Raw genomic sequence first — 19,202 nt, forward strand, 5'->3', positions numbered from 1 at the left:
CACGCAAGGTTTTGCCGTCAATAGCGATCAATGGCTTGGTTGAGGCTTCTCTTAAGCGATTTGCCCAACTAAAGAGTGTCATAACCAGTATTTCGGTATCGATCACTTTAATGATCCGAGCAATGGAATGTCGAGTAGGGATTCCGTTATCAAAATCTCGATGTTTACGCAGCCAAGATAGGTTCTCTTGGCCGAATTCTTCGATAGCTTGCCAGCCATCACAACCTGAAGCGATAGCGGCTAAAACGAGAAAAATAATATCAACTAAATCATGGTTTAGGTTGATGTGAGAGCGAGGGTCTTCGATGAGTTTCAAGTGTTCAAATAAGGACATGGATTAGGCTCAGTAGAATAACATGCCCGATCAGATCATGCAGATACGAAGAAGTTCCCTACTATTAACAAAGTATGATCCCGCCCTGGGAGAGGGAGAACGCTGAGATTATTGAGAGCTACATTGAGAGCAAGCACTGAACTTTTTTAGTGCAGTGCTTAAGTCAACTATTTCGTACGGAACCAACCGGTTATGGATAAACGCTTAGACGGACAGAACGGTGCTAAATAGGTCACTGAGTGAACATGTTGAACATCAAATATGGTCATTGAATTAAACTGAGGCGTCCAAGCATCGCGAGGCGTGCCATTATCTTCATAGAATTGAAGTAACCCTCCCCAATCAGGGTGCCAATTCGGAGTGAATCCTAGTACAAATGCGAGAACTCGGCCTTCACGCTCTACCACATCTTTATGCCTAGTTAAAAAATTTCCCGGTGTAAACTGAGTGCCTTGGGCACTGGCAAGTTTAATATCTGCTCTATCAGACATGAATCTAATTTTTTCTAATAGATCCTCTGAATTTAAATAACTTTTAACGCTATTAAGGAGAGCTGGGCTCGTTGGTGAAATAAGGTGGCGACCATACCAAAAGCCTACGCCTTGGGATGCATCTTTATATAAGTTTTGAAAAAGGGTCTTTTGGTCTGGGCCAGTCATGGATCGAAGAGATTGATCTGACTGTACCGTTGCTTTTCCTGTTTGGGTATAGGCATGGGAGAAGTCAGTCTCTTGATCTAAACAGCGACTAATTTCTTGAGCATCTTCAGGAAGCCAAATGTTGCTTATTCGAACTCTGTTATCTTCTTTAAATTGGTGTTTTATCGCGTCCCAATCGAGATTTGTTGAGAATGATTTGTTCAATATAAGCCTCCGACGTATAAGAAAAGCATTATCGATATAAAATGCTAGATGTATAGAGCCTGCTTGAGTAGAGTCTGAACAGGTTTAGTGGGATCAATATATCAGATGTTGTGTATTTGTTGTGGTGTTTTTGTTTGATTGTGAATCCGACCCTAGCTGTTTTATGGAATTTTTAAAATGAGGCTGGCTACAGTGTTAGCTCTTGTTTTTATGAGAAGTGATTTATACAAACCTTTCTAACTATTTCAGCGAATTTAGATTGTCAACGGAGCCCAAATGGCGCTATGTCTCAATGTGTTCTCATTACCGAATGAACACATTCAATTTTTAAAACACAATCCGCAAACCATGCAGGATTATCTGTTGGGGCAAGCACCGAGTGAGCAAACGTTTGCCTCTGCAAAGTCGCAACCTCTCCTCGTCCAATTTGTTCGGCTTTTGACAGGGTCTAAAAAGCCTGTCTTGCCTCTAGATTGGCCAAGCGTTGAGGTTGAGATGATTGGCCCTGATGTGAACCATAGAAACGTCGATCTTTACCATTACATTCTCAACAATACTGAGGCACGGGTCAGAGGCGCGGGTAGCTTGTTTCAAACCTGGTTAGATATTAATCAGCATGACGCCATCAAAATGGACGCTGAAGGTGAGTCTTTTGCCTTTAAGAGTCGGTCACTGCCTGAACTATCGACCTTGCTATCTCAACTGGATGAACAGACGATACGGGATAGGTTTAATGCTTGGCTGCTTGAACATAATCCCGATTACATTCCGCAAGAGTCGGAATACCTTGATATAATTACGGGCTGGAAGCGTTTCAATGTGGGGGTTGCCAAGGCGATTGAGCAACATTGGGGTTTAATCTGGGTGACCCAATGATGGAGCCTGATAACGCGATTAGATATAGGGTCATATCATGAGTTTATTTAAGTTTGGTCTCAGCCCTGACAAGTCGGCGGCGATTCGCCGTGAGTTAGGTTGTGATGCCGATGGGTATTTTGAGGCAATGCAGGCTGCTGAGAAGGCCTTCTTTAGCTCGATTACTACCGCTGAGAACCGGCTTAAGCTTGACTGGCTGCAACGGCGAACAAGCTTAATCACTCGTATCGACGATAGAGAGTTATCTCGATTAGCGGATTTTGATGTCGAGCGAATTCAAAAGGTATCGGCAAAGTTAAACGGTCAAACTCGGCAAGTTATAGTGGTCACAGCCGATTCTCTTCAAGCTGCCATTACCGATATAGAGGCACAAACCTGTATCGGTTTTGATTCTGAGACCGCGGCGACTTTTGACAAGGGGCGACGTAACCCTAATCCAATTTCGCTTATCCAAGTTTCAACACAGACAACTTGCTACCTGTTTCGAATGCAGGGCGAGAATATCAACCGCTTTAAGGCGGCGTTAGCGCCAATCCTGAGTAGCGAAGCGTGGCTTAAAGTCGGAATAGGTCTAAGAAGCGATCTTAGTGCCATGCAGCGCGATTTCGATATTGGGTTGGTCTCAATACTGGATCTTAACTGGGTGATGAATCAGCTTGGCGCGCCTAAACAGCTGGGAACGCAGCAGATGGCGGCAACGGTGTTAGGCTTGAAATTGCCTAAGAGTAAGAAGGTGACCCTATCTAATTGGGCTAGACCTTTAACTGAGCCATTGAGTGAGCTGCAAGTACAATATGCGGCGGCCGATGCCTTCGTCGCACTGGATATCTTGCATGGATTGCTCGAGCAGTTAATACCTTATCAGTCGTTATTACCATTATCGCTGCAGCAACGCTTAGGTTTAAGTTGCCAAGGATAATCAACTCCTATTAAGGATTAAGACGATGTCGAAGAAAAAGCACCTAGAGCAAAACAGTGAGGTCAATCTGGTTAAAGGCGTCTTGTATCGTCTGGCGATTATGTTGGTGGTATTAGCCATCGCCAGTTTTACCTACAATCAGTTTTAGCTCTTTAGTATGGATAGGTAAGCTGTTGATTTGAAATTAATTCAAGCTATAGATAGTTGCTGGAAATAGCTGTTGGAGAGAGTTGCTGGGCGAGCTGCGGTGTTGATATGAGTGATAACTTATGTGAATAACTTAGGCGAACGCTAGATAGTCAAAAGGGGCATAGCCCTTCAGCTTCTGCCCCTTCTGTTGTTTACGGTTGTATGACCCTTTGCCTTTCTTGGGTTTCTCTGTGCGTGTTCTAAATAAGCGACTGGTAACGATAGCCTTTAAGGCATTATCTTTAATTACTCCGCGGCCACTTTCGTGCTCAAGCACCTGTGCTCGTTTTTGATGTTTAGCCATTATAGTCTCCATAGTGACAGTCGATTTAAAGCTCACTCAGTTTAGAGAAAACTAAATTGAGTGAGCGGGGGCATTATACGCTATTTCATATAGGCGTATAGTTTCTGTTGGTTGTTTTTTCAACAGCACATGTTGGAGCGAGTGTTAGAACATCAGCGTATATAAGTAACCTGCACTAATTGCCATACCTAAGATGACAGCTAAAAATGCGGCAATCATCTGATTCTTAAAGATAGACTTAAGCAAAATCACCTCGGTTAAACTTGCCCCAGCACTACCAATAATTAGCGCCATGACCGAACCGAGTGCCATCCCTTTTGCGACTAATGCCGAGCTTAATGGGATAACCGCTTCTGCACGAATGTACAGAGGAATACCAATCACTGCAGCAATAGGAATCGCATACCAAGTGCCTTCACCTGCGTACTTAGCGATTAAGTCTGTTGGAATAAAACCATAGATAAATGACCCAAGTAAAATACCAATCATCAAGTAAGGCAGGACTTGCTTAAAGTCTTTCCACGTTGCGCGCCATACACGCATCCAGCGGTTGTCCTGCTTGACGCTTTGGTTTGACCCGCAACTGCTGACAGCCGCTTCAGTACCGCTTGAACAGCTGGCCATAGCAAGCGCAGGCTCAGAGCAGCAACTTGTTGCAGCAACGGCTTGTTTTGGCTCGGCGCAGCAGCCAGTCGTGGCCACAGGCGCAGTGACTGTTTTAGGGGCTGTGCAGCAACTTGTTTCAGTTTTTGCCTCAACTTTTGCAACCTCTTTGGGCGCATCGCCACAACTTGTACCACAACTTGATGCACCTGCCGCTTCATAGGCTTCCGGCTTTACGTAACGCTCAAATCCCAGCTTTTCTAGGAGGTAACCAGCAGTTACCGATACGGTCATGGCTACGATGAAGTAAAACAGTGCCACTTTGACGCCGAAGGTTACGATAAACAGACCGATAATAATCGGGTTCAATAATGGGCTAGAGAACAGGAACACCATCATAGGACCGAAGCCTGCTTTTGCTCTTAGCAAGCCTTTTAAGAACGGGATGGTAGAGCATGAGCAAAAAGGCGTTATCGAGCCAAGCAGCGCAGCAATAATGTAACCCTTACCTTTCTTCGAACTTAAAATCGATTGGATCTTTTCTGGTGGAATGTATTCCTGTAGCAGACCCACGATATAGCTAATCGCGATAAACAGCAGGGTTAGTTCGGCCGCTAGAAACAGAAACATTCCAGCGGTTTCTTTAGCCATAGCGATGATTTCAGGACTCATAATATTTACCTCTAAAATACTTTATTTGTTATTTCTGGATATTTCGAAATAACTAAGTTGGGCAGATAATAGTCCGATTAAAAAATTAGTCAATAATTATTTCGGTAAAAATGGAATTATCGCTCGGTAAGCTAGAGCTTGCCAAAGAGGTTGCAAGGCTAACTTGGGGAAGCTTAGTCGTGAAAAGCGGATTAAATATAGTGAGCAAGTACAGGCTATTGTTTATATTTAACAATAGCCTATGATGGGAATGTCTATGGTTAAAAATGTGCTTAGAAACGGGGGAAACTAGGATGCTTGATGCAATATGTTTATTTGATGAATCGAACCCTGTTACTTATTCCGTTTTTAAGTTTCAGAAACTCAGCGATACCGACATTGAGAAATATCGCCAAACATTGGTATGTCCTGCCTGCGCGGGTAAAGCCTATTATCGAAAAGCCTCTAAAGATGGCAAGGCGGCCTGTTTTGGTTCTCGTTATCACCAAGCTGATTGCCGTGAGTTTAAGCCATCACTTGCAAAGGAGCGTGAGGAGCTACACGCCATTGAGGTGAATCAGCTGTTGGTTGATAGCGATGCGATGATAATCGACTTTAGCCGCCAACCTAGACTCAGCAGGGGGATCGTTAACAAGGGAAAGCAGGAGCGAGCTAAGCTAGACAAAAATGCACAAATTCAGAAACCTGAGCCAGCTTCAATGTCAGAGTCAGAGGCTAAAGCTGCCGATAAGCCAAGCAGGAGCCCAGATACTATAGTCCCAGACTCAGACGCTAGTGAGGCGGAGCTGAGAGGCGGACAAACAGCGAGCGGTGAGAAACGTATCGCTAAAGAGGGGTTGGAGAAACTGCTTCATAGTTTGATGCGTGGCAGTGAACTGGCCGAGTCAGATCTTTGGGTCTATACCGATGAGAAGTACCGTTGGCGAGCTAAGAATTTGTTCGTTAACTTTGCCGATGCGGAGCCGACCGAAACGGGGGCGCCGCGCATGTATTGGGGCACGATTTCTCATGTCGATAAAGAGTTACTTTGGTTAAACCCCGCCGATAGTAAAGATGTCGGTATACCGATCGATAAGATAGCCACGCCGTTAATGCACAAGTTTGGTCTGGATGAGCGCCGAGACTTTGAGGGGGCGGCGATTATTTTATTTGGTAAGTGTTTTTGGAATAAAGCGAAAAACCGCAAGATTATTCAGTTATGGAGTAATGATCTCAATCGGATCTTTATTTCTAAACTGGAAGAGAATGAGTAACATAATTCGCCCAAAGTGTATCAGAGCATGCCAAGATTGCCGCTGATCTTACTGTTTTTTAGCCGCTTATTCGATGGGTTTGTTATTGAATTTCATGCAGCTTAACCTATCTTATACGGACGTTTGAACTCGCCACCTCCTCCAGTGCTATAAAAATTCAGTAAAATAGGATATTTATTGTTGACTCCAAGGCCAATGGGGATTATTTTCTGCGCGATGTTTTTACTAGGGCCCCAAAAATTGCCCGTAAAATTCAAGGTATCGGCAGGTATCTAAACAGTAGAGCAGCAATTAGACTCGACAAATAGTTGTTTGAGTCTGGTGATTAATTGCCATTTTGGCACTTTATTATAAGGACCTTAGCGCATGTCTGAACCGACAGCCTTAAGTCTTATCCCACCAGTGGTGGTTTTGGTGTTAGCGATTGTGCTGCGCCGTCCAATTCTCTCTTTGATTATCGGTGCATTAGTCGGTCTGGCCATGTATGAGCCAGCGAATATATTGACTAATTTTTCTGATACCTCTTTGTCCGTGATGGCCGATGAAACTATCGGTTGGTTAATTTTAGTTTGTGGTGGCTTCGGTGCCTTGATTGCTCTGCTGGTTCGCACCGGTGGCTCAATGGCTTTCGGTCGTCTTGCACTGAAATTTGCAAAGGGTCAAAAATCCTCGCTGTTTATGAGCTTTATTTTGGGCGTTGTTATCTTTATCGATGACTACCTAAATGCTTTGACTGTCGGCTCAACGATGAAACGTGTCACGGATAAGTTTAAGGTATCCCGTGAGATGCTAGCTTATGTGGTGGACTCGACTGCTGCACCTATTTGTGTATTGGTTCCTCTATCAACTTGGGCAGTCTTTTTTGGTGGCTTGTTAGTCGATAACGGCATCGCAGGCGAGGGACAAGGTATTGCCGTTTATATGCAGGCGATCCCCTACATGCTTTACGCTTGGCTAGCTGTGGCTATGGTGCTGTTAGTGATCTTAGGCGTAGTGCCAGCTTTTGGTCCGATGAAAAAAGCGCAAATGGCCGCTGCTCAAGGCGAGCCAGCGATTAAGCAGATGGATTTAGATGAGGTGCAAACCTCTGATGAATATGCACTAAAAGCCATTGAAAATGAATTTAAGCATGCCGATGATAGCGGCAAATTGCATAATTTTTTCGTACCAATCTTTCTATTGGTCGGCTTTACCGTCTATTTCGATATCGACGTACTTAAGGGCTTACTTGCGACTCTCGCGGTTACATTGCCCTATTATGGTGTGCAGAAGTTGATGCCGCTATCGGAGATGATGGAGCAGATGATCGATGGCTTTAAGAGCATGCTACCGGCTATTGGTACGGTTATCGCGGCATTTATCTTTAAAGATGTATGCGACAAGTTGATGCTGCCACAGTATGTTATCGACAGCCTAAGTCCATTTATGACGCCGCAATTACTGCCAGCTGTGGTGTTTTTAAGCATGTCTATCTTGGCGTTTGCAACGGGCTCGAGCTGGGGGATTTTTGCGGTTTCGATCCCGATTGTCATGCCACTGGCGCAAGCGGTTGATGCTAATATTCCACTGGTAATTGGGGCGCTGTTATCGGCATCGTCATTCGGTAGTCAGGCTTGTTTCTACTCTGACTCCACAGTACTCGCCGCAGAGGGCTCAGGCTGTAACTTAGTGAGCCACGCGGTAACTCAGCTACCTTATGCACTGATAGCAGCAGGCATGACTTTTGTTGGGTTCTTATTGTTGGCATAATGATGTAAGCTAAAACAGCTATTGCTTTAAAGGGCTGCACTTATATCTATGGGTATAAGTTGCAGCCCTTTTTGTTGTAATACAGACACCCCTGCTTTAGCTTGTTTTACTCAATTAGATTTTAGGAACCAAAATTGATTAGACTGGCGACAGTGGAGGACACACAGGCTATATGGAAGGTTAGGACTCAGGCTATCTTAAGCTCATGTGTACCAGACTACCCGGCTGAAATCGTCGATAAATGGGCCAACTCACCGATGCCGCAAAGGTTAGACAGGGTGTTGCTAATACCAATCAGTATAAGAAGTTGATCTACTCAGAGCGTTTTTAGCAAACTAATTCAAGGCGAATAACTGAAAGAATGGTTGTTCCCTTGTGAAGTTATTCAACGCAGAAGTAGGCAGCCAAAAACGCTCCAGAATGGCGAGTTTTAGCGGCTCTGATACTGCAACTCTTAATAAACAAAGAGGGAGCTTAAACCTAGTTTAACTATGTTCTTCACTCGTTGCCTTGTCTCAGTGCCGCTAAACTCTCGCTGAGCGAACAAATCTTTATATTGATTGGTATAACTTAAAGCCTTGGTATTCGAGCAAGATGGCAAACTATTAGGCTTTGGTTTTATCGATGTGGAGACAGCCTGTCTCGAATCTCTATTTGTTACACCGCAAAGTGCAGGTCAAGGCGTTGGTAAAGCACTGGCTATTGAGCTTGAGCGACAAGCCCTTCCTTCGGGGCTTAACAGGTTATCACTCTCTTCCTCCTTGAATGCCCAAGGTTTCTATCAAAGTTTAGGTTATGTGGTCAGTGAACCAACGGCTTGAATACACCCTCTGGGCTTCGAGCTCGCTTGCGTACCTATGTCTAAAATACTTATTTGAACAGTGCCTAGTCGCAAAGCGTTTGCGGCTTAAGTTTCTTGCTGTTTAAGTGAGTTTAAAAGTATCTCTTAGCAGCTCGATTAGCGCTCGGGTTTTTTCCGGTAAAAACTGTCTCGAAGGGTAGATAAGCGTCAGTTTTATCTCCGGTAATTTTTCATTGACCAATATTGGTACTAACTCTTTGGACTTAAGGGCGTCTCTTAGCAAAACTGTCGGCAATAGTGCAATGCCTTTGCCAGTCGTTGCCATATGTTGGAGCAAGCGTAGATCATCGGAGCAAAGCTTTAGGGTAAGATTATCTGGCATAGAGGTTTGGTTGTAGCGGCTAACCATTAATGGGTGGCTACGCAGATCGTTAAGGGCGTTAATCGGCGCGTGGCTTTGTATGTAAGCATTTGATGCGACAAGGCTACTTGGAAAGCGCAGCAGGGTTTGTTGCACATAATCTTCATTTATCACCTTTACCCCGTCGGGGAGTATTTGAATATCCACATTCTCCCTTTTTAGATCGACACTCTCCTGACAATGCAGTACTTCTAATAATACTCCCGGAAACTGATCCAGATATTTATCGATTAATAGGGTAAACATATTGGAGGTGATCAGTGCTGCTGGTACCGCGACTCGTAATACGCCTTGCAAAGATTTTTGCTGATTACTGAGCAGCTTGGCGGCTTGGGCTACCTCGGTTAAAGGTTGGCTTACCTGTTGATAAAGCAGTCGACCATTCTCTGTTAACTCAATTTGACGAGTAGTACGAATAAGTAGCTGACAACCTAAGGATTTCTCGAGCTCTTGCAATCGTCGACTCACTTTTGAGCGTTGCAACGAGTGCTGCTTCGCGGCGGCGCTTATGCCGCCGTGTTGAACCGTTAATACAAACAGGTGTAGATCGTCTAAGCTCAGATTCATTGTTCTACCTATAGGTCATAAGTGCACTATTTGTCATTCTATTTAATCTAATTAGCAATATCTATAATAGTCGCCCCTCAGATTAACCTTGGACCTATAGATGCAAACCGCAGAGCATGCTTTTCGTCGTTGGATGCAAAGCTTGATAATTATTTTCATTCTTTTAGTCGGCTATATTGTCATTGCCGACCGCTATGCACCACTCACAACAGAGAGTCGGGTGCAGGGTTACGTGATTCAAATTGCCCCCGAAGTGACCGGAACCGTCACCGATGTGCAGGTGAGTAATAATCAAAAACTGAAGAAGGGCGATAAGCTATTTAACATAGATAAACGTAAGTACGTATTGGCTGTAGAAAAAGCTCAGCTGGCATTGGAGCAGGCCCATGAGCAGGAAGATGCCATGTACGCTAAGGTGGAGGCTGCAGAGGCAAAAGTGGCCACTAATAAAGCGGCTTTTGAAAATGCCAATAGTGAATATAGGCGCATTAGTAAGCTGGCTACAAAGAAATTAGTGTCACTCTCTATGCTGGATAACGCTTTAGCGAATAATAGTGCCACCAGTGCTAACTTGCGGGCAGCTCAGCAAGAACTGCGAGCATTAACGGTGCAGTTGGGGGATGCGCCGGGGCAGAGCAGTGCTGTGCGTTCGGCACAGAATAATCTTCAGCAAGCGCAGCTAGATCTATCTCATACCCAAGTTGTTGCACCAAGTGATGGTGTCGTCACAAACCTGCAGCTAGAGGTGGGAAGTACCGCCAATAGCAATATGCCACTGCTGACCTTCATTCCAACAGACTCTCTCTGGGTAGCAGCGGATTTTCGTGAAAAAGCGGTTGCTCAGATAAATAGCCAATCCAAGGCCTTGGTGGCATTCGATGCTTTTCCTGGAAAGGTATTTAACCTAGATCTACAGAGTCGCGACTTTGGTGTGGCCGCTGCGCAGCAGAGCCCTAATGGACAATTGACTCATGTTGAAACAAGTAATCGTTGGGTACGAGATGCACAGCGAGTAAGAGTTAACTTAACCAGTTCGAGTACTCTACCTCTGCCGTTATTTGTTGGCTCTCGTGCCACGGTAGTGCTCTACCCTGTAGATGATAGTCTGTGGGCTTGGCTCGCTAAGTTGCAGATTAATCTGGTCAGCTGGCTTCACTATATTTATTAAACCGTCCATATCCCAAGGAGCGCTACAGTGCAAATAGAGACTTTGAGAAAAACCCAGCGGATCTGGTTTGGCTGCGTGTTTGGACTGGCGGTTACCTTAGTGTTTGGTTGGTCAAACGGCATGTTTGCAGCACTATTGCCAATGTTTGTGCTAACCCAGCTCGAACGCTGGAATAGTGGCATCATAGTGCAGCTGATAGTGGCTGTAGCTTGGGTCTGTCTACAGGTCACTTTTATTGTGGGCTTCTTTCAGCCCTACCCACTGCTAATGACCTTAGCCGTGGCGATTATGTTGTTGTTTAAATGCATCGCCATGACCCATAAAACCAGTTATTTATTTGGTTACATTGGATTGTTGATGGGTTCAATTTTACTGAATTTTGGCAGCTTTTCGGGCTTTGATTTAGAAGATTTTATCATGGGGTTAATCGCTTCGGCCTTACTTACTGGCCCCGTGGTGGCGCTCGCTTTTTATCTGTTTCCTGAGCCCAGTGCTAAACTCCCTAAGGCGAGTTTAGCACCGCCCAGAGAAGCACAAACCCATATCGATAATCAACGCAAAGATCATATCGGCATGATGAGACAAGCGGCACTCGGTTGGATTATCGCTATGGCGGCATTTATCTTGTTTCAGGTGGCCGATCTCAATGATTCTCTTTCGGCGCAAGCTTCTATTTTTATTGTGCTGGCGCCGATGACTTTTGTTGGATCAATGGCGGTAGCTAAGATCCGTATTTTGGGTACCTTTCTAGGGTGTCTAGCGGGAATGATCTTACAACTTACCTTATATAGCCTAGCCAATAACATGATTCTATTCTTACTGGGTTTTGCCATTGCTGCGGGAGTTTTTTGTCGTTGGCTAGCGATTGGTGGCATAAAAGCGGGGCTAGGTTTCTCGGCCATGTCGGCGTTAACTGTACCGCTGACAAGCGCGTTTGTCCCCGAGCAGCAAGATGCTTTCTTTTCCATCTGCTATCGCTTTAGCTCAATTGTAGTGGCAGTGATAGGGACCTCTTTGGCTATTTGGGTAGTGCACCACTTCTTAGTACGGGTGATTCGAAATAGGCCTTTGCTACAGACGACAACATAGAAATATTGAATGCTTTGCTCGCTAGGAGTCAGGGGCTTGCAGCCCCGTTTCGGCTAAATATTAGGAGAGGTTTCGTTCTAATCTGGTGTGGTAGCTTTGAGTCATGGGTTTAATTAACTCATCTTTTGCCGCTAGCAGAGAAAACATGCTCCACAAGATGGCGCTGACTGAACAGAGAGCCAGTGGGAGCTGCCAGCTGCTTGTTTGTTCGTGTAGCTCGCCAATAATCATCGGGCCTGTAGCCGCCAGTAAGTAACCTAAAAACTGCGCCATACCTGATAGTGTCGCAGCCTGCTGTGCACTCGTGGTACGAAGGCTAATTAAGGCCAGCGCCACGATAAAACCACCGCCGGCACCGAAACCAAAAAGCATTCCCCAAACCATGGCGAGTTCAGGTTTGAACAACAGTCCTAAAATACCAATTAACGCCATCAAGGTGAGGCCAAAGCTAAGCAGACGTTTATCTTCAAACTTATTCATAAATGGGATCAGTACTAAGGCGGGAACGGCAGTAAATAGCTGCAGCACACCGTGAATGACGCCAGCCTCATGATGGCTAAAGCCGTTATCAACCAAGATAGTGGGTAACCAACTGATAAAGATGTACATCAAGAAGGAGTTCAGTGCTAGAAATAGGGTGATCTGCCATGCGCAGCCATTGCGCCAAAGGTAACTGTGGTTATCGAGTGCTTGGGTGTCTTTACTCGGTGCAGTGTGGTTTCGCAATTGTGGTAGCCATACCACAATTGCAATCAGCGGGAATATGACAAGGCTGCCTAAGGAGAATGCCCAATTTGGGATTACATTTATCGACAACTGGTTAGCTATCTCCGTCAGTGGGATAGCTAAGCTGGCACTCATCGCCGATCCTGCGCCCATCATCAATACATACATCGAGGTCATGGTGGCAATTTTAGTGGGGAAATCTCGCTTCATTAAACTGGGTAGCAACACGTTAGCAAAGGCTATGCCTGCGCCGATGATCACCGTGCCGATAAAGAGTGTACTGGCAGTGCCAAGGGAGCGCATAACAAGTCCGCTAACGATTAACAGTAATGACAACATCAAAGCTTGTTCAAGCCCTCGTTTACGACCGAGTTTAGCTGCAATAGGTGAGAAGAAAGCAAAGGCGAGCAAAGGTAGAGTGGTTAGCATACCCGCTTGTGCAGCGCTTAGGTGTAGCTCGGCCCTAATGGCATCGAGCAACGGCCCAACACCTGTAATTGGGCTGCGAAGGCTGATTGAGATCAATAGTACACCAAGCAGTAAAAAAGCACCGCTAGCGAAGCGAGAAGGATGCGAACACGTCATAAAAGGCACCTTGGATAAATACGAAAGTGCGCTAGCTTACGCTTCTAATTGATTGCTGTATTGAGCTATAGTGACTTTATATTGCTAAACGCGGTCATGATATGAAGTTTAATGCCCCATCCCTTCCGGAGTTTGACTCTGACACTTATCCTCAGGCCGTGGTTGCACTGCGATTAATTGGTGAGAAAGAGGATGCCGAAACCCCTTTTCATCAACACCATAAGTGTCAATTAGTTCTAGCGTTAAGCGGTTTTGTTAAGTGTCACATCGATGACGCTATCTGGATCGTGCCGCCGGATTGCGCGGTTTGGATCCCGAGCCAAGTGCCCCATAGCAACCAGATTTCAAAGAGTGCCGATGTGTGCATGTTATTTGTTAATCCTGATATAGAGGGGATGCCAGATAAGAGCTGTACCTTGTCGATGACGCCGCTATTGAGGGAGTTGATCATTCATTTAACCACACAAGAACAAGATTATGGAAAAGGGGGCTCGACCGATAGGCTTGTTATGGTACTAATCGAGCAGTTGCGTAGCATGCCAACTGAGCATTATGACTTTCCAATTCCAAGTGAGCCTAGGCTTATGGTCATAGCCAAAGCATTGATGGCTGCGCCTGATGATAGGCAAACCGTGGCTCAGTGGGCGAGTCAGCATGCCATGAGTGAGCGCACATTATCTAGGTTAGTTAAGAGTGAGATAGGACTCACTTTTGGCCGCTGGCGTGGCCAACTACATATCGTGTTAGCGCTACAGAAGCTGGCGGTTGGGGAGTCGGTGCAGCGCATTGCCGAAGAGTTAGGCTATGAATCTGTCAGCGCCTTTATCACTTTCTTTAAGAAGACCCTAGGTCAACCGCCTAAGCAATATATAAAATCGAAAGCGCTCTGAGTTATGTCACTCATATATAGTTCGATTTAAATGGGTGGCTGAAGATTAATAAAGATTAAAAGTCGGTATTTATTTAACTATGTATACTAGCGCCAATGGCTGTTTAGCCTTTGATTTATTGGAGTAGATAAATGCAGTTAAAGACGGTAATGGTGCCCGCTGTTTTGGCTATTAGCCTAAGTGGTTGTGGGTATTTTGGTGGCGATGAAAAGCAGCAGTTAGAGCAAGCTTGGCTGGCCAAAAATGAGCAGTTACAGCAGGTGATTGAGCAGATCCGCAGCCAAGGTATCGAAGCCGTTGCAAACGGCGCCGAAGCGGGGAGCGTTGCCGCTTGTGTTGCCAGTAAGTTAGAGATGGATCCTGTTGGCGAACTGGTTAACGTAGAGGGGGCATTGGTCGAGTCGGCAAAGATCACAGAGCTTCTTAGTGAGCTAGAAGCCTTGATGGAACAGGATTTTAGTCTAGAGAATATGTCGAGTCTCCTGCAAAAAGGTGCAGATGCAGCAGCTTACGCAAAACAAATTATTGCCGACCAAGGTGTTGAGCAGGGCCTGCAACACATACAAGAGATGGCGACTGCTAGCCAAGAGTTTGCTAGCCAAGACTTAGGTGCACACTTCCAACAGTTATTACTCGAGTGCCAACAGCAAGCGAATTAATCTGCTGTTTACAGCTATGATAGCCTGATAAAAAAATGACCACATTTATGTGGTCATTTTTGTTTTGAGAGCGATTACTTTTTGCGGCCTAATACTTTAACGCCAGCTTTTGAACCGTCAGAGTTACCGTAGACTTCAAGCTTCTTTACACAGCGTGGGTAAGCGAATTTACGCCAGTCAGTGTATTTGTTTTTCTTTAGATCACGATAGAAGTGAATTGTCTTTGTTTGACCATTGTTGAAGGTCACTTTGATTTTTTCCAAATGTAGATCACGCTCAGCTTTTACGCGGATAGCGTCAGTTTTGCGGCAAACGAGTAGCGGTATTTTAGCGCCATGATCGCCGCCGCCCAATAAGATGGTACGACCTAAGGTAATTTGCTCATCAGCCATAGCAACATTGCTGACAGCTAGCATGCTTGCAGCCATCATTAGGCCAGCAACAAAGGATTTCATATTCATATTTTAGGTAAGTGGTTTTAAAGGGCGGCTAAATTAGTTGTTTGTTTGCTTTCGCGCTAGCTTATCTTGAATGAATTTTGATCTCGCTAGCAAATATTAGAGGTAAGTTATGTCGTTTTCTCTGCCTCTCTTGTCATGAGTCATATTTCAAGCCTGCTACAGCAGAAATCTGCTACAGCAGAAATCTGCTTGTTATTATATTTTATATTTAATGCGCAAAAAGTGTGGTTTCTCCTTGGTTATACTGTTGCTTATTTTGTATTTGTTAGTTAAATCAACTGATTTTTGTCAAAAAATCGAATTTATTCAACGTGACTTAGGTCATGTTTTGCGTCAACATATGGTCTTTAAAGAAGTGAACGTTAAATTAGTCTTTGGCGCTATTAAAGCCGTTAGTGGACCAATAGTCGCCCCATGTGAGGAATCAAATAATGAGATCGGCAAACCCAAAAATTGTGATTGTTGGTGGCGGCGCTGGTGGTTTGGAGTTAGCGACTCAGTTGGGTCATAAGCTGGGTAAGAAAAACCTAGCACAAATTATCTTGGTCGATAAAAACCGAACTCATATTTGGAAGCCATTACTCCACGAGGTGGCTACGGGCTCTTTGGATTGCGCACTCGATGGTGTGGTGTATTCTGCTCACGCGGCCAAGCACGGCTATCAATTTCAACTCGGCACTTTCTGTGGTGTAGACGAAGCTAAGCAGTCGATCTCGGTGGCACCGATTATCGATGAAGCGGGTAAGGTGATGTTGCCCGAGCGTCAAATTCAATACGACAAACTGGTTATCGCCATTGGCAGCATCAGCAATGACTTTAATACCCCAGGTGTCAAAGAAAACTGTTTCTTCTTAGATTCACACCAGCAAGCTAACCGTTTCCATAACGCGCTGTTAGATAGCTTTACCCGAGTACACCAATCGGAAACTATCAATGAGCTTAATATTGCCATTGTCGGTGGTGGCGCAACGGGTGTTGAATTGTCTGCTGAGCTTTATCATGTGACCGACTTGCTTAAGGTCTATGGCTTGAGCAAGATGACCGCGGATAAGCTTAATATTAACTTGATTGAAGCTGGTGAACGTATATTGCCAGCCTTGCCAGAACGTATTGCCACTTCAGCTAGACGCGAGTTGAGTCAACTCGGTGTTAACGTGATGGAAAACACTCGTATTAGTGAGGCGACTTCTGCAGGCTTTGTGACTTCAGAAGGTGAGTTAATTGAAGCTAACATTATGCTGTGGGCTGCAGGCGTTAAGGCTCCTGACTTTATTAAAGATATCGGTCTATTTGAGCTTAACCGTGCTAACCAAATAATGGTAAAACCTAACCTGCTGAGTACCGTAAGTGATGATATTTACGTGATAGGCGATTGCTGTGCTTGCCAACAAGCCGATGGCAGCTTTGTGCCGCCAAGAGCGCAGTCTGCTCACCAGATGGCTGAGTGTGTTGAGAAGAATATTCTTAACGAGCTGAAGGGGTTGCCACTTGTTGATTATGTTTATGTGGATCATGGATCCTTGGTTAACCTATCACGCTACAGCACTGTGGGCAGCTTGATGGGGAACCTGACCAAGAACAGCATGTTTATTGAAGGTAAGATCGCCCGTCTGGTTTATATCTCGCTCTACCGTATGCACCAACAAGCGATTCACGGCACCTTTAAAACAGTCGCGTTATGGTGCGCTGAAAAGCTAATGCGTGTCGTCAGACCAAGAATGAAGCTGCACTAATATTGAGTTTGTTTAAATGATAGAAAGGGGAAGCCATTCCCTTTTCTATCATGCCAAGGCTGCAAGTGGGGCATTGTGATAAATCACTTGATTTCGGCCATTGTGTTTCGCCCGATATAGGCGCTGATCGGCTTGGCGTAATAGATTTGGCAAAGCCATACCAGGACGATAATTGCCTAGCCCAATGCTGACCGTAATGTTGATATTTTCTTGCTCTGTGAGTTTAAAAGTATGCTGAGCAAGCTTAGTTCTGATTAATTGAGCAAGCGCTATCGCTTCATCTTGGTTTTTGTTTTCAATCAGCACACAAAACTCTTCACCACCTATCCTAAATGTCTGTTTATCACCGGCAATGCGACTGATAATTTTGGCGCTCTCTTGTAGCACAATATCGCCAGCCTCATGACCATACTCATCGTTTACCTGTTTGAAGAAATCGATATCTAAAATCAGTAGGTGTACCTCATCAGCAAACTCTTTTAGAGATTGCTTTGAAACGATATCCTCAAAATACTTTGTCAGTGCTAGTCGATTGAAGCTTAATGTGAGTGGATCTTGTAGTGCCAGCTCCTGTAGCTTAGCTTCGGAATCGGCCCGGTTTTTCTCGTAAATATGAGAAACAGCCCAAATAAGTAGATAACTAAAAACGAAGTTAACCAGCAGCGGATTAACGGTAAAGCCATATTTACCAATGATATCGGTAACAATGGCAGAGAAAAGCATAATTACCGGTAAATTCGCAAACCTCTTACCTAGAAGCAGATAGTAAACCGTGGGTAAAACCAGTACCCAGCAGATCATTGAATTTATGGTTTGAGACAGAGAGACGGCATAAATAACGATAGCCGTTAAGGTAAAAATATACAGAATAACTTGCCAAAATTGGTGTCTTTTTTTGACTGCGAGCAGTGCCAGTACAAACGAGCACAGTGCGTAGAAAAGTTCTATAAAACCAAGCGTTATCCACTTTGCTGCAATAGATAGGTTAATAATACCGAGTAGAAAACTCAGGCAGCCTAAAAGCGTGCACATGCCAATTAACACAGCTCTTCTTAAGTTATAGGTACTATTTAACTCTATGCTATCCATATCCGTATCGGGTCCAGCTCCATTATGTTGCCTATATGTTATTGTACTTTTGGTTGATTTCAAACAACCATATTTAAAATAAGGGATATTAAAGGAACTGATATGTGCTTAAGAGTATTAAATAACCTTAACTCGGACTATCCGGTAACGGGAAGGAACATGAACTGGTTCAGACCTATCGAAGCCAATTTATTTCAATTTCCTAAAGGGCTTAATAGGCAAGGATTATCAACGAAGAAGGCGGAGAAGAAGGATCTTGATCCTAGTGTGATATTTCACTGGAAGTCAAAATACGCCAGTGTCGTAGCCATGATGGGAGATGAAGCTCAAGGCTATGCGACAGTTGATGGAATGAATGCTGAAGGTTTAGTGGTTAATGTGTTATATGACACGCCAGCGACTTATGGGAAACCTAAGCATTACCAGAAAAACTGCAACATCAGTATATTACGCTGGCCACAATATATTTTGGATAGTTTTGCTAATGTTAACCAAGTCGTTAACTATGCTAAGAGCAACACCTTGCAGTTGATCAAAGAAAAGATCCCCGAAGGTGGCAAGGCGAAAGACTTGATGCAGGATAAGATCCACCTAGCAGTGTCAGACCTTCATGGTCACTCCGCAGTGATTGAGATTAAAGCGGGTGAGCTGCATGTTTATGAGGGGGAAGAGAATCAAATTGTCACCAATGAGCCTGACTACCCCACTCAACTGAATATTCTAAAGTACTGGCAATATCTTTGGGGGCAAACCAAGCCTGCGATAGCGACTCCAGTGTTTACCGTTCCGGGCGGGATATCGGCAACTCAAAGTTTTGAGCGAGCCGCATTTAACTTGACCCTTTCTGATCCTGTACAAAATCCTGCTGATGTTTTAGCGCAAACCCGCGCGCTGATGCAAAATGGCGCGATTCCATTTGCGTTTAATCCAAGTAAAAAAGAGCAAGCAACTTGTACGCGTTGGACTAACCTTGGCGACCATCAAGCAGGGCTTTATTATTTCTTAAATCCATTGAATATGATGCCTGTTTGGCTAGAAGTGAATGCTGATGCTAGTCAATGTGCGCGGGTAAAGCTGATTTCAGTGAATAATGTTAGCGGAGAGCTTGATAATCATCCTCAGCTTCAAGGAGCAATGAGTGGGCACTTACAGAGCTGTGAAGATCCGTTTAAATCCTAGATAAACTGGACTAGCTAAACAGGACTAAATGAAAAGGCTGAGTGATGACTCAGCCTTTGTTTTAGGATTGG

General features: G+C 44.7%; 20 protein-coding genes. 12 read left to right on the forward strand and 8 right to left on the reverse strand.

What is annotated here, in order from left to right:
* On the reverse strand, positions 1 to 334 hold a 334-nt coding region (locus L1D44_RS20000), incomplete at its 3' end, for an ISAs1 family transposase (protein ID WP_239893026.1).
* Positions 335 to 501: 167 nt separating this feature from the next.
* Positions 502 to 1,197, reverse strand: a complete 696-nt coding sequence (locus L1D44_RS20005) for a 2OG-Fe(II) oxygenase family protein (protein WP_239893027.1) — start codon at positions 1,195 to 1,197, stop codon at positions 502 to 504.
* A gap of 276 nt (positions 1,198 to 1,473) precedes the next feature.
* Between L1D44_RS20005 and L1D44_RS20010 the strand changes: the two genes are divergently transcribed.
* From L1D44_RS20010 to L1D44_RS21825, 3 genes are read left to right on the forward strand one after another with little or no spacing between them, the layout of a single operon-like run.
* The gene (locus tag L1D44_RS20010; protein WP_239893028.1) at positions 1,474 to 2,073 is read left to right on the forward strand and encodes a hypothetical protein; all 600 of its coding nucleotides are present in this window, start codon (positions 1,474 to 1,476) and stop codon (positions 2,071 to 2,073) included.
* A 37-nt stretch (positions 2,074 to 2,110) separates the two neighbouring features.
* Complete coding sequence (locus L1D44_RS20015) at positions 2,111 to 2,992, forward strand: 3'-5' exonuclease (RefSeq protein WP_239893029.1); 882 nt, start codon at positions 2,111 to 2,113, stop codon at positions 2,990 to 2,992.
* A gap of 25 nt (positions 2,993 to 3,017) precedes the next feature.
* Complete coding sequence (locus tag L1D44_RS21825) at positions 3,018 to 3,140, forward strand: hypothetical protein (protein WP_275660543.1); 123 nt, start codon at positions 3,018 to 3,020, stop codon at positions 3,138 to 3,140.
* 132 nt (positions 3,141 to 3,272) lie between these two features.
* Here L1D44_RS21825 and L1D44_RS20020 read toward each other — a convergent pair whose 3' ends face one another.
* Positions 3,273 to 3,485, reverse strand: coding sequence for a ribosome alternative rescue factor ArfA (locus L1D44_RS20020; RefSeq protein ID WP_239893030.1), 213 nt, complete (start codon positions 3,483 to 3,485; stop codon positions 3,273 to 3,275).
* A 144-nt stretch (positions 3,486 to 3,629) separates the two neighbouring features.
* Entirely contained in the window at positions 3,630 to 4,760 is a 1,131-nt protein-coding gene (locus tag L1D44_RS20025) for a permease (protein WP_239893031.1), read from the reverse strand.
* A gap of 293 nt (positions 4,761 to 5,053) precedes the next feature.
* Here L1D44_RS20025 and L1D44_RS20030 point away from each other — a divergent pair, with 293 nt between their 5' ends.
* From L1D44_RS20030 to L1D44_RS20040, 3 genes are all read left to right on the forward strand, one after another.
* Positions 5,054 to 6,013, forward strand: coding sequence for a hypothetical protein (locus L1D44_RS20030; protein WP_239893032.1), 960 nt, complete (start codon positions 5,054 to 5,056; stop codon positions 6,011 to 6,013).
* 366 nt (positions 6,014 to 6,379) lie between these two features.
* On the forward strand, positions 6,380 to 7,762 hold the full coding sequence (locus L1D44_RS20035) for a Na+/H+ antiporter NhaC family protein (protein ID WP_239893033.1): 1,383 nt from the start codon (positions 6,380 to 6,382) through the stop codon (positions 7,760 to 7,762).
* 578 nt (positions 7,763 to 8,340) lie between these two features.
* On the forward strand, positions 8,341 to 8,583 hold the full coding sequence (locus tag L1D44_RS20040) for a GNAT family N-acetyltransferase (RefSeq protein WP_239893034.1): 243 nt from the start codon (positions 8,341 to 8,343) through the stop codon (positions 8,581 to 8,583).
* Positions 8,584 to 8,685: 102 nt separating this feature from the next.
* Here the strand turns inward: L1D44_RS20040 and L1D44_RS20045 are convergent, their stop codons facing one another.
* Positions 8,686 to 9,552, reverse strand: coding sequence for a LysR family transcriptional regulator (locus L1D44_RS20045; RefSeq protein ID WP_239893036.1), 867 nt, complete (start codon positions 9,550 to 9,552; stop codon positions 8,686 to 8,688).
* 100 nt (positions 9,553 to 9,652) lie between these two features.
* Between L1D44_RS20045 and L1D44_RS20050 the strand changes: the two genes are divergently transcribed.
* Positions 9,653 to 10,720 carry an HlyD family secretion protein gene (locus L1D44_RS20050; RefSeq protein WP_239893037.1) on the forward strand — a complete coding sequence of 356 codons (1,068 nt, stop codon included), beginning with the start codon at positions 9,653 to 9,655 and terminating at the stop codon, positions 10,718 to 10,720.
* A gap of 27 nt (positions 10,721 to 10,747) precedes the next feature.
* Positions 10,748 to 11,809, forward strand: a complete 1,062-nt coding sequence (locus L1D44_RS20055) for a DUF2955 domain-containing protein (protein WP_239893038.1) — start codon at positions 10,748 to 10,750, stop codon at positions 11,807 to 11,809.
* Positions 11,810 to 11,869: 60 nt separating this feature from the next.
* On the opposite strand, the gene L1D44_RS20060 is transcribed toward L1D44_RS20055, so the two are convergent.
* On the reverse strand, positions 11,870 to 13,120 hold the full coding sequence (locus L1D44_RS20060) for an MFS transporter (protein ID WP_239893039.1): 1,251 nt from the start codon (positions 13,118 to 13,120) through the stop codon (positions 11,870 to 11,872).
* A gap of 101 nt (positions 13,121 to 13,221) precedes the next feature.
* Here L1D44_RS20060 and L1D44_RS20065 point away from each other — a divergent pair, with 101 nt between their 5' ends.
* Together L1D44_RS20065 and L1D44_RS20070 are read left to right on the forward strand one after the other, a co-directional pair.
* Positions 13,222 to 14,010, forward strand: coding sequence for a helix-turn-helix transcriptional regulator (locus L1D44_RS20065; RefSeq protein WP_239893040.1), 789 nt, complete (start codon positions 13,222 to 13,224; stop codon positions 14,008 to 14,010).
* 131 nt (positions 14,011 to 14,141) lie between these two features.
* On the forward strand, positions 14,142 to 14,669 hold the full coding sequence (locus L1D44_RS20070) for a hypothetical protein (RefSeq protein ID WP_239893041.1): 528 nt from the start codon (positions 14,142 to 14,144) through the stop codon (positions 14,667 to 14,669).
* 74 nt (positions 14,670 to 14,743) lie between these two features.
* Here L1D44_RS20070 and L1D44_RS20075 read toward each other — a convergent pair whose 3' ends face one another.
* Entirely contained in the window at positions 14,744 to 15,124 is a 381-nt protein-coding gene (locus L1D44_RS20075; protein WP_239893043.1) for a DUF2541 family protein, read from the reverse strand.
* Positions 15,125 to 15,561: 437 nt separating this feature from the next.
* Between L1D44_RS20075 and L1D44_RS20080 the strand changes: the two genes are divergently transcribed.
* The gene (locus L1D44_RS20080) at positions 15,562 to 16,863 is read left to right on the forward strand and encodes an NAD(P)/FAD-dependent oxidoreductase (protein ID WP_239893044.1); all 1,302 of its coding nucleotides are present in this window, start codon (positions 15,562 to 15,564) and stop codon (positions 16,861 to 16,863) included.
* Positions 16,864 to 16,911: 48 nt separating this feature from the next.
* Here L1D44_RS20080 and L1D44_RS20085 read toward each other — a convergent pair whose 3' ends face one another.
* The gene (locus L1D44_RS20085) at positions 16,912 to 17,952 is read right to left on the reverse strand and encodes a GGDEF domain-containing protein (RefSeq protein WP_239893045.1); all 1,041 of its coding nucleotides are present in this window, start codon (positions 17,950 to 17,952) and stop codon (positions 16,912 to 16,914) included.
* A 102-nt stretch (positions 17,953 to 18,054) separates the two neighbouring features.
* Between L1D44_RS20085 and L1D44_RS20090 the strand changes: the two genes are divergently transcribed.
* Positions 18,055 to 19,131 carry a linear amide C-N hydrolase gene (locus L1D44_RS20090; protein ID WP_275660544.1) on the forward strand — a complete coding sequence of 359 codons (1,077 nt, stop codon included), beginning with the start codon at positions 18,055 to 18,057 and terminating at the stop codon, positions 19,129 to 19,131.
* The last annotated feature ends 71 nt before the right edge of the window (positions 19,132 to 19,202 follow it).

The sequence above is a fragment of the Shewanella sp. Isolate13 genome, assembly GCF_022398325.1.
In the GTDB taxonomy this organism is placed as follows: domain Bacteria; phylum Pseudomonadota; class Gammaproteobacteria; order Enterobacterales; family Shewanellaceae; genus Shewanella.

Bases quoted from the DNA above. Each gene is read 5' to 3' on its own strand.
- L1D44_RS20015 (WP_239893029.1), top strand. From the start codon at position 2,111: ATGAGTTTATTTAAGTTTGGTCTCAGCCCTGACAAGTCGGCGGCGATT.
- L1D44_RS20060 (WP_239893039.1), bottom strand. From the start codon at position 13,120: ATGACGTGTTCGCATCCTTCTCGCTTCGCTAGCGGTGCTTTTTTACTG.
- L1D44_RS20080 (WP_239893044.1), top strand. From the start codon at position 15,562: ATGAGATCGGCAAACCCAAAAATTGTGATTGTTGGTGGCGGCGCTGGT.
- L1D44_RS20070 (WP_239893041.1), top strand. From the start codon at position 14,142: ATGCAGTTAAAGACGGTAATGGTGCCCGCTGTTTTGGCTATTAGCCTA.
- L1D44_RS20035 (WP_239893033.1), top strand. From the start codon at position 6,380: ATGTCTGAACCGACAGCCTTAAGTCTTATCCCACCAGTGGTGGTTTTG.
- L1D44_RS20030 (WP_239893032.1), top strand. From the start codon at position 5,054: ATGCTTGATGCAATATGTTTATTTGATGAATCGAACCCTGTTACTTAT.
- L1D44_RS20045 (WP_239893036.1), bottom strand. From the start codon at position 9,552: ATGAATCTGAGCTTAGACGATCTACACCTGTTTGTATTAACGGTTCAA.
- L1D44_RS20065 (WP_239893040.1), top strand. From the start codon at position 13,222: ATGAAGTTTAATGCCCCATCCCTTCCGGAGTTTGACTCTGACACTTAT.
- L1D44_RS20075 (WP_239893043.1), bottom strand. From the start codon at position 15,124: ATGAAATCCTTTGTTGCTGGCCTAATGATGGCTGCAAGCATGCTAGCT.
- L1D44_RS20090 (WP_275660544.1), top strand. From the start codon at position 18,055: ATGTGCTTAAGAGTATTAAATAACCTTAACTCGGACTATCCGGTAACG.
- L1D44_RS21825 (WP_275660543.1), top strand. From the start codon at position 3,018: ATGTCGAAGAAAAAGCACCTAGAGCAAAACAGTGAGGTCAATCTGGTT.
- L1D44_RS20085 (WP_239893045.1), bottom strand. From the start codon at position 17,952: ATGGATAGCATAGAGTTAAATAGTACCTATAACTTAAGAAGAGCTGTG.
- L1D44_RS20025 (WP_239893031.1), bottom strand. From the start codon at position 4,760: ATGAGTCCTGAAATCATCGCTATGGCTAAAGAAACCGCTGGAATGTTT.
- L1D44_RS20020 (WP_239893030.1), bottom strand. From the start codon at position 3,485: ATGGCTAAACATCAAAAACGAGCACAGGTGCTTGAGCACGAAAGTGGC.
- L1D44_RS20050 (WP_239893037.1), top strand. From the start codon at position 9,653: ATGCAAACCGCAGAGCATGCTTTTCGTCGTTGGATGCAAAGCTTGATA.
- L1D44_RS20010 (WP_239893028.1), top strand. From the start codon at position 1,474: ATGGCGCTATGTCTCAATGTGTTCTCATTACCGAATGAACACATTCAA.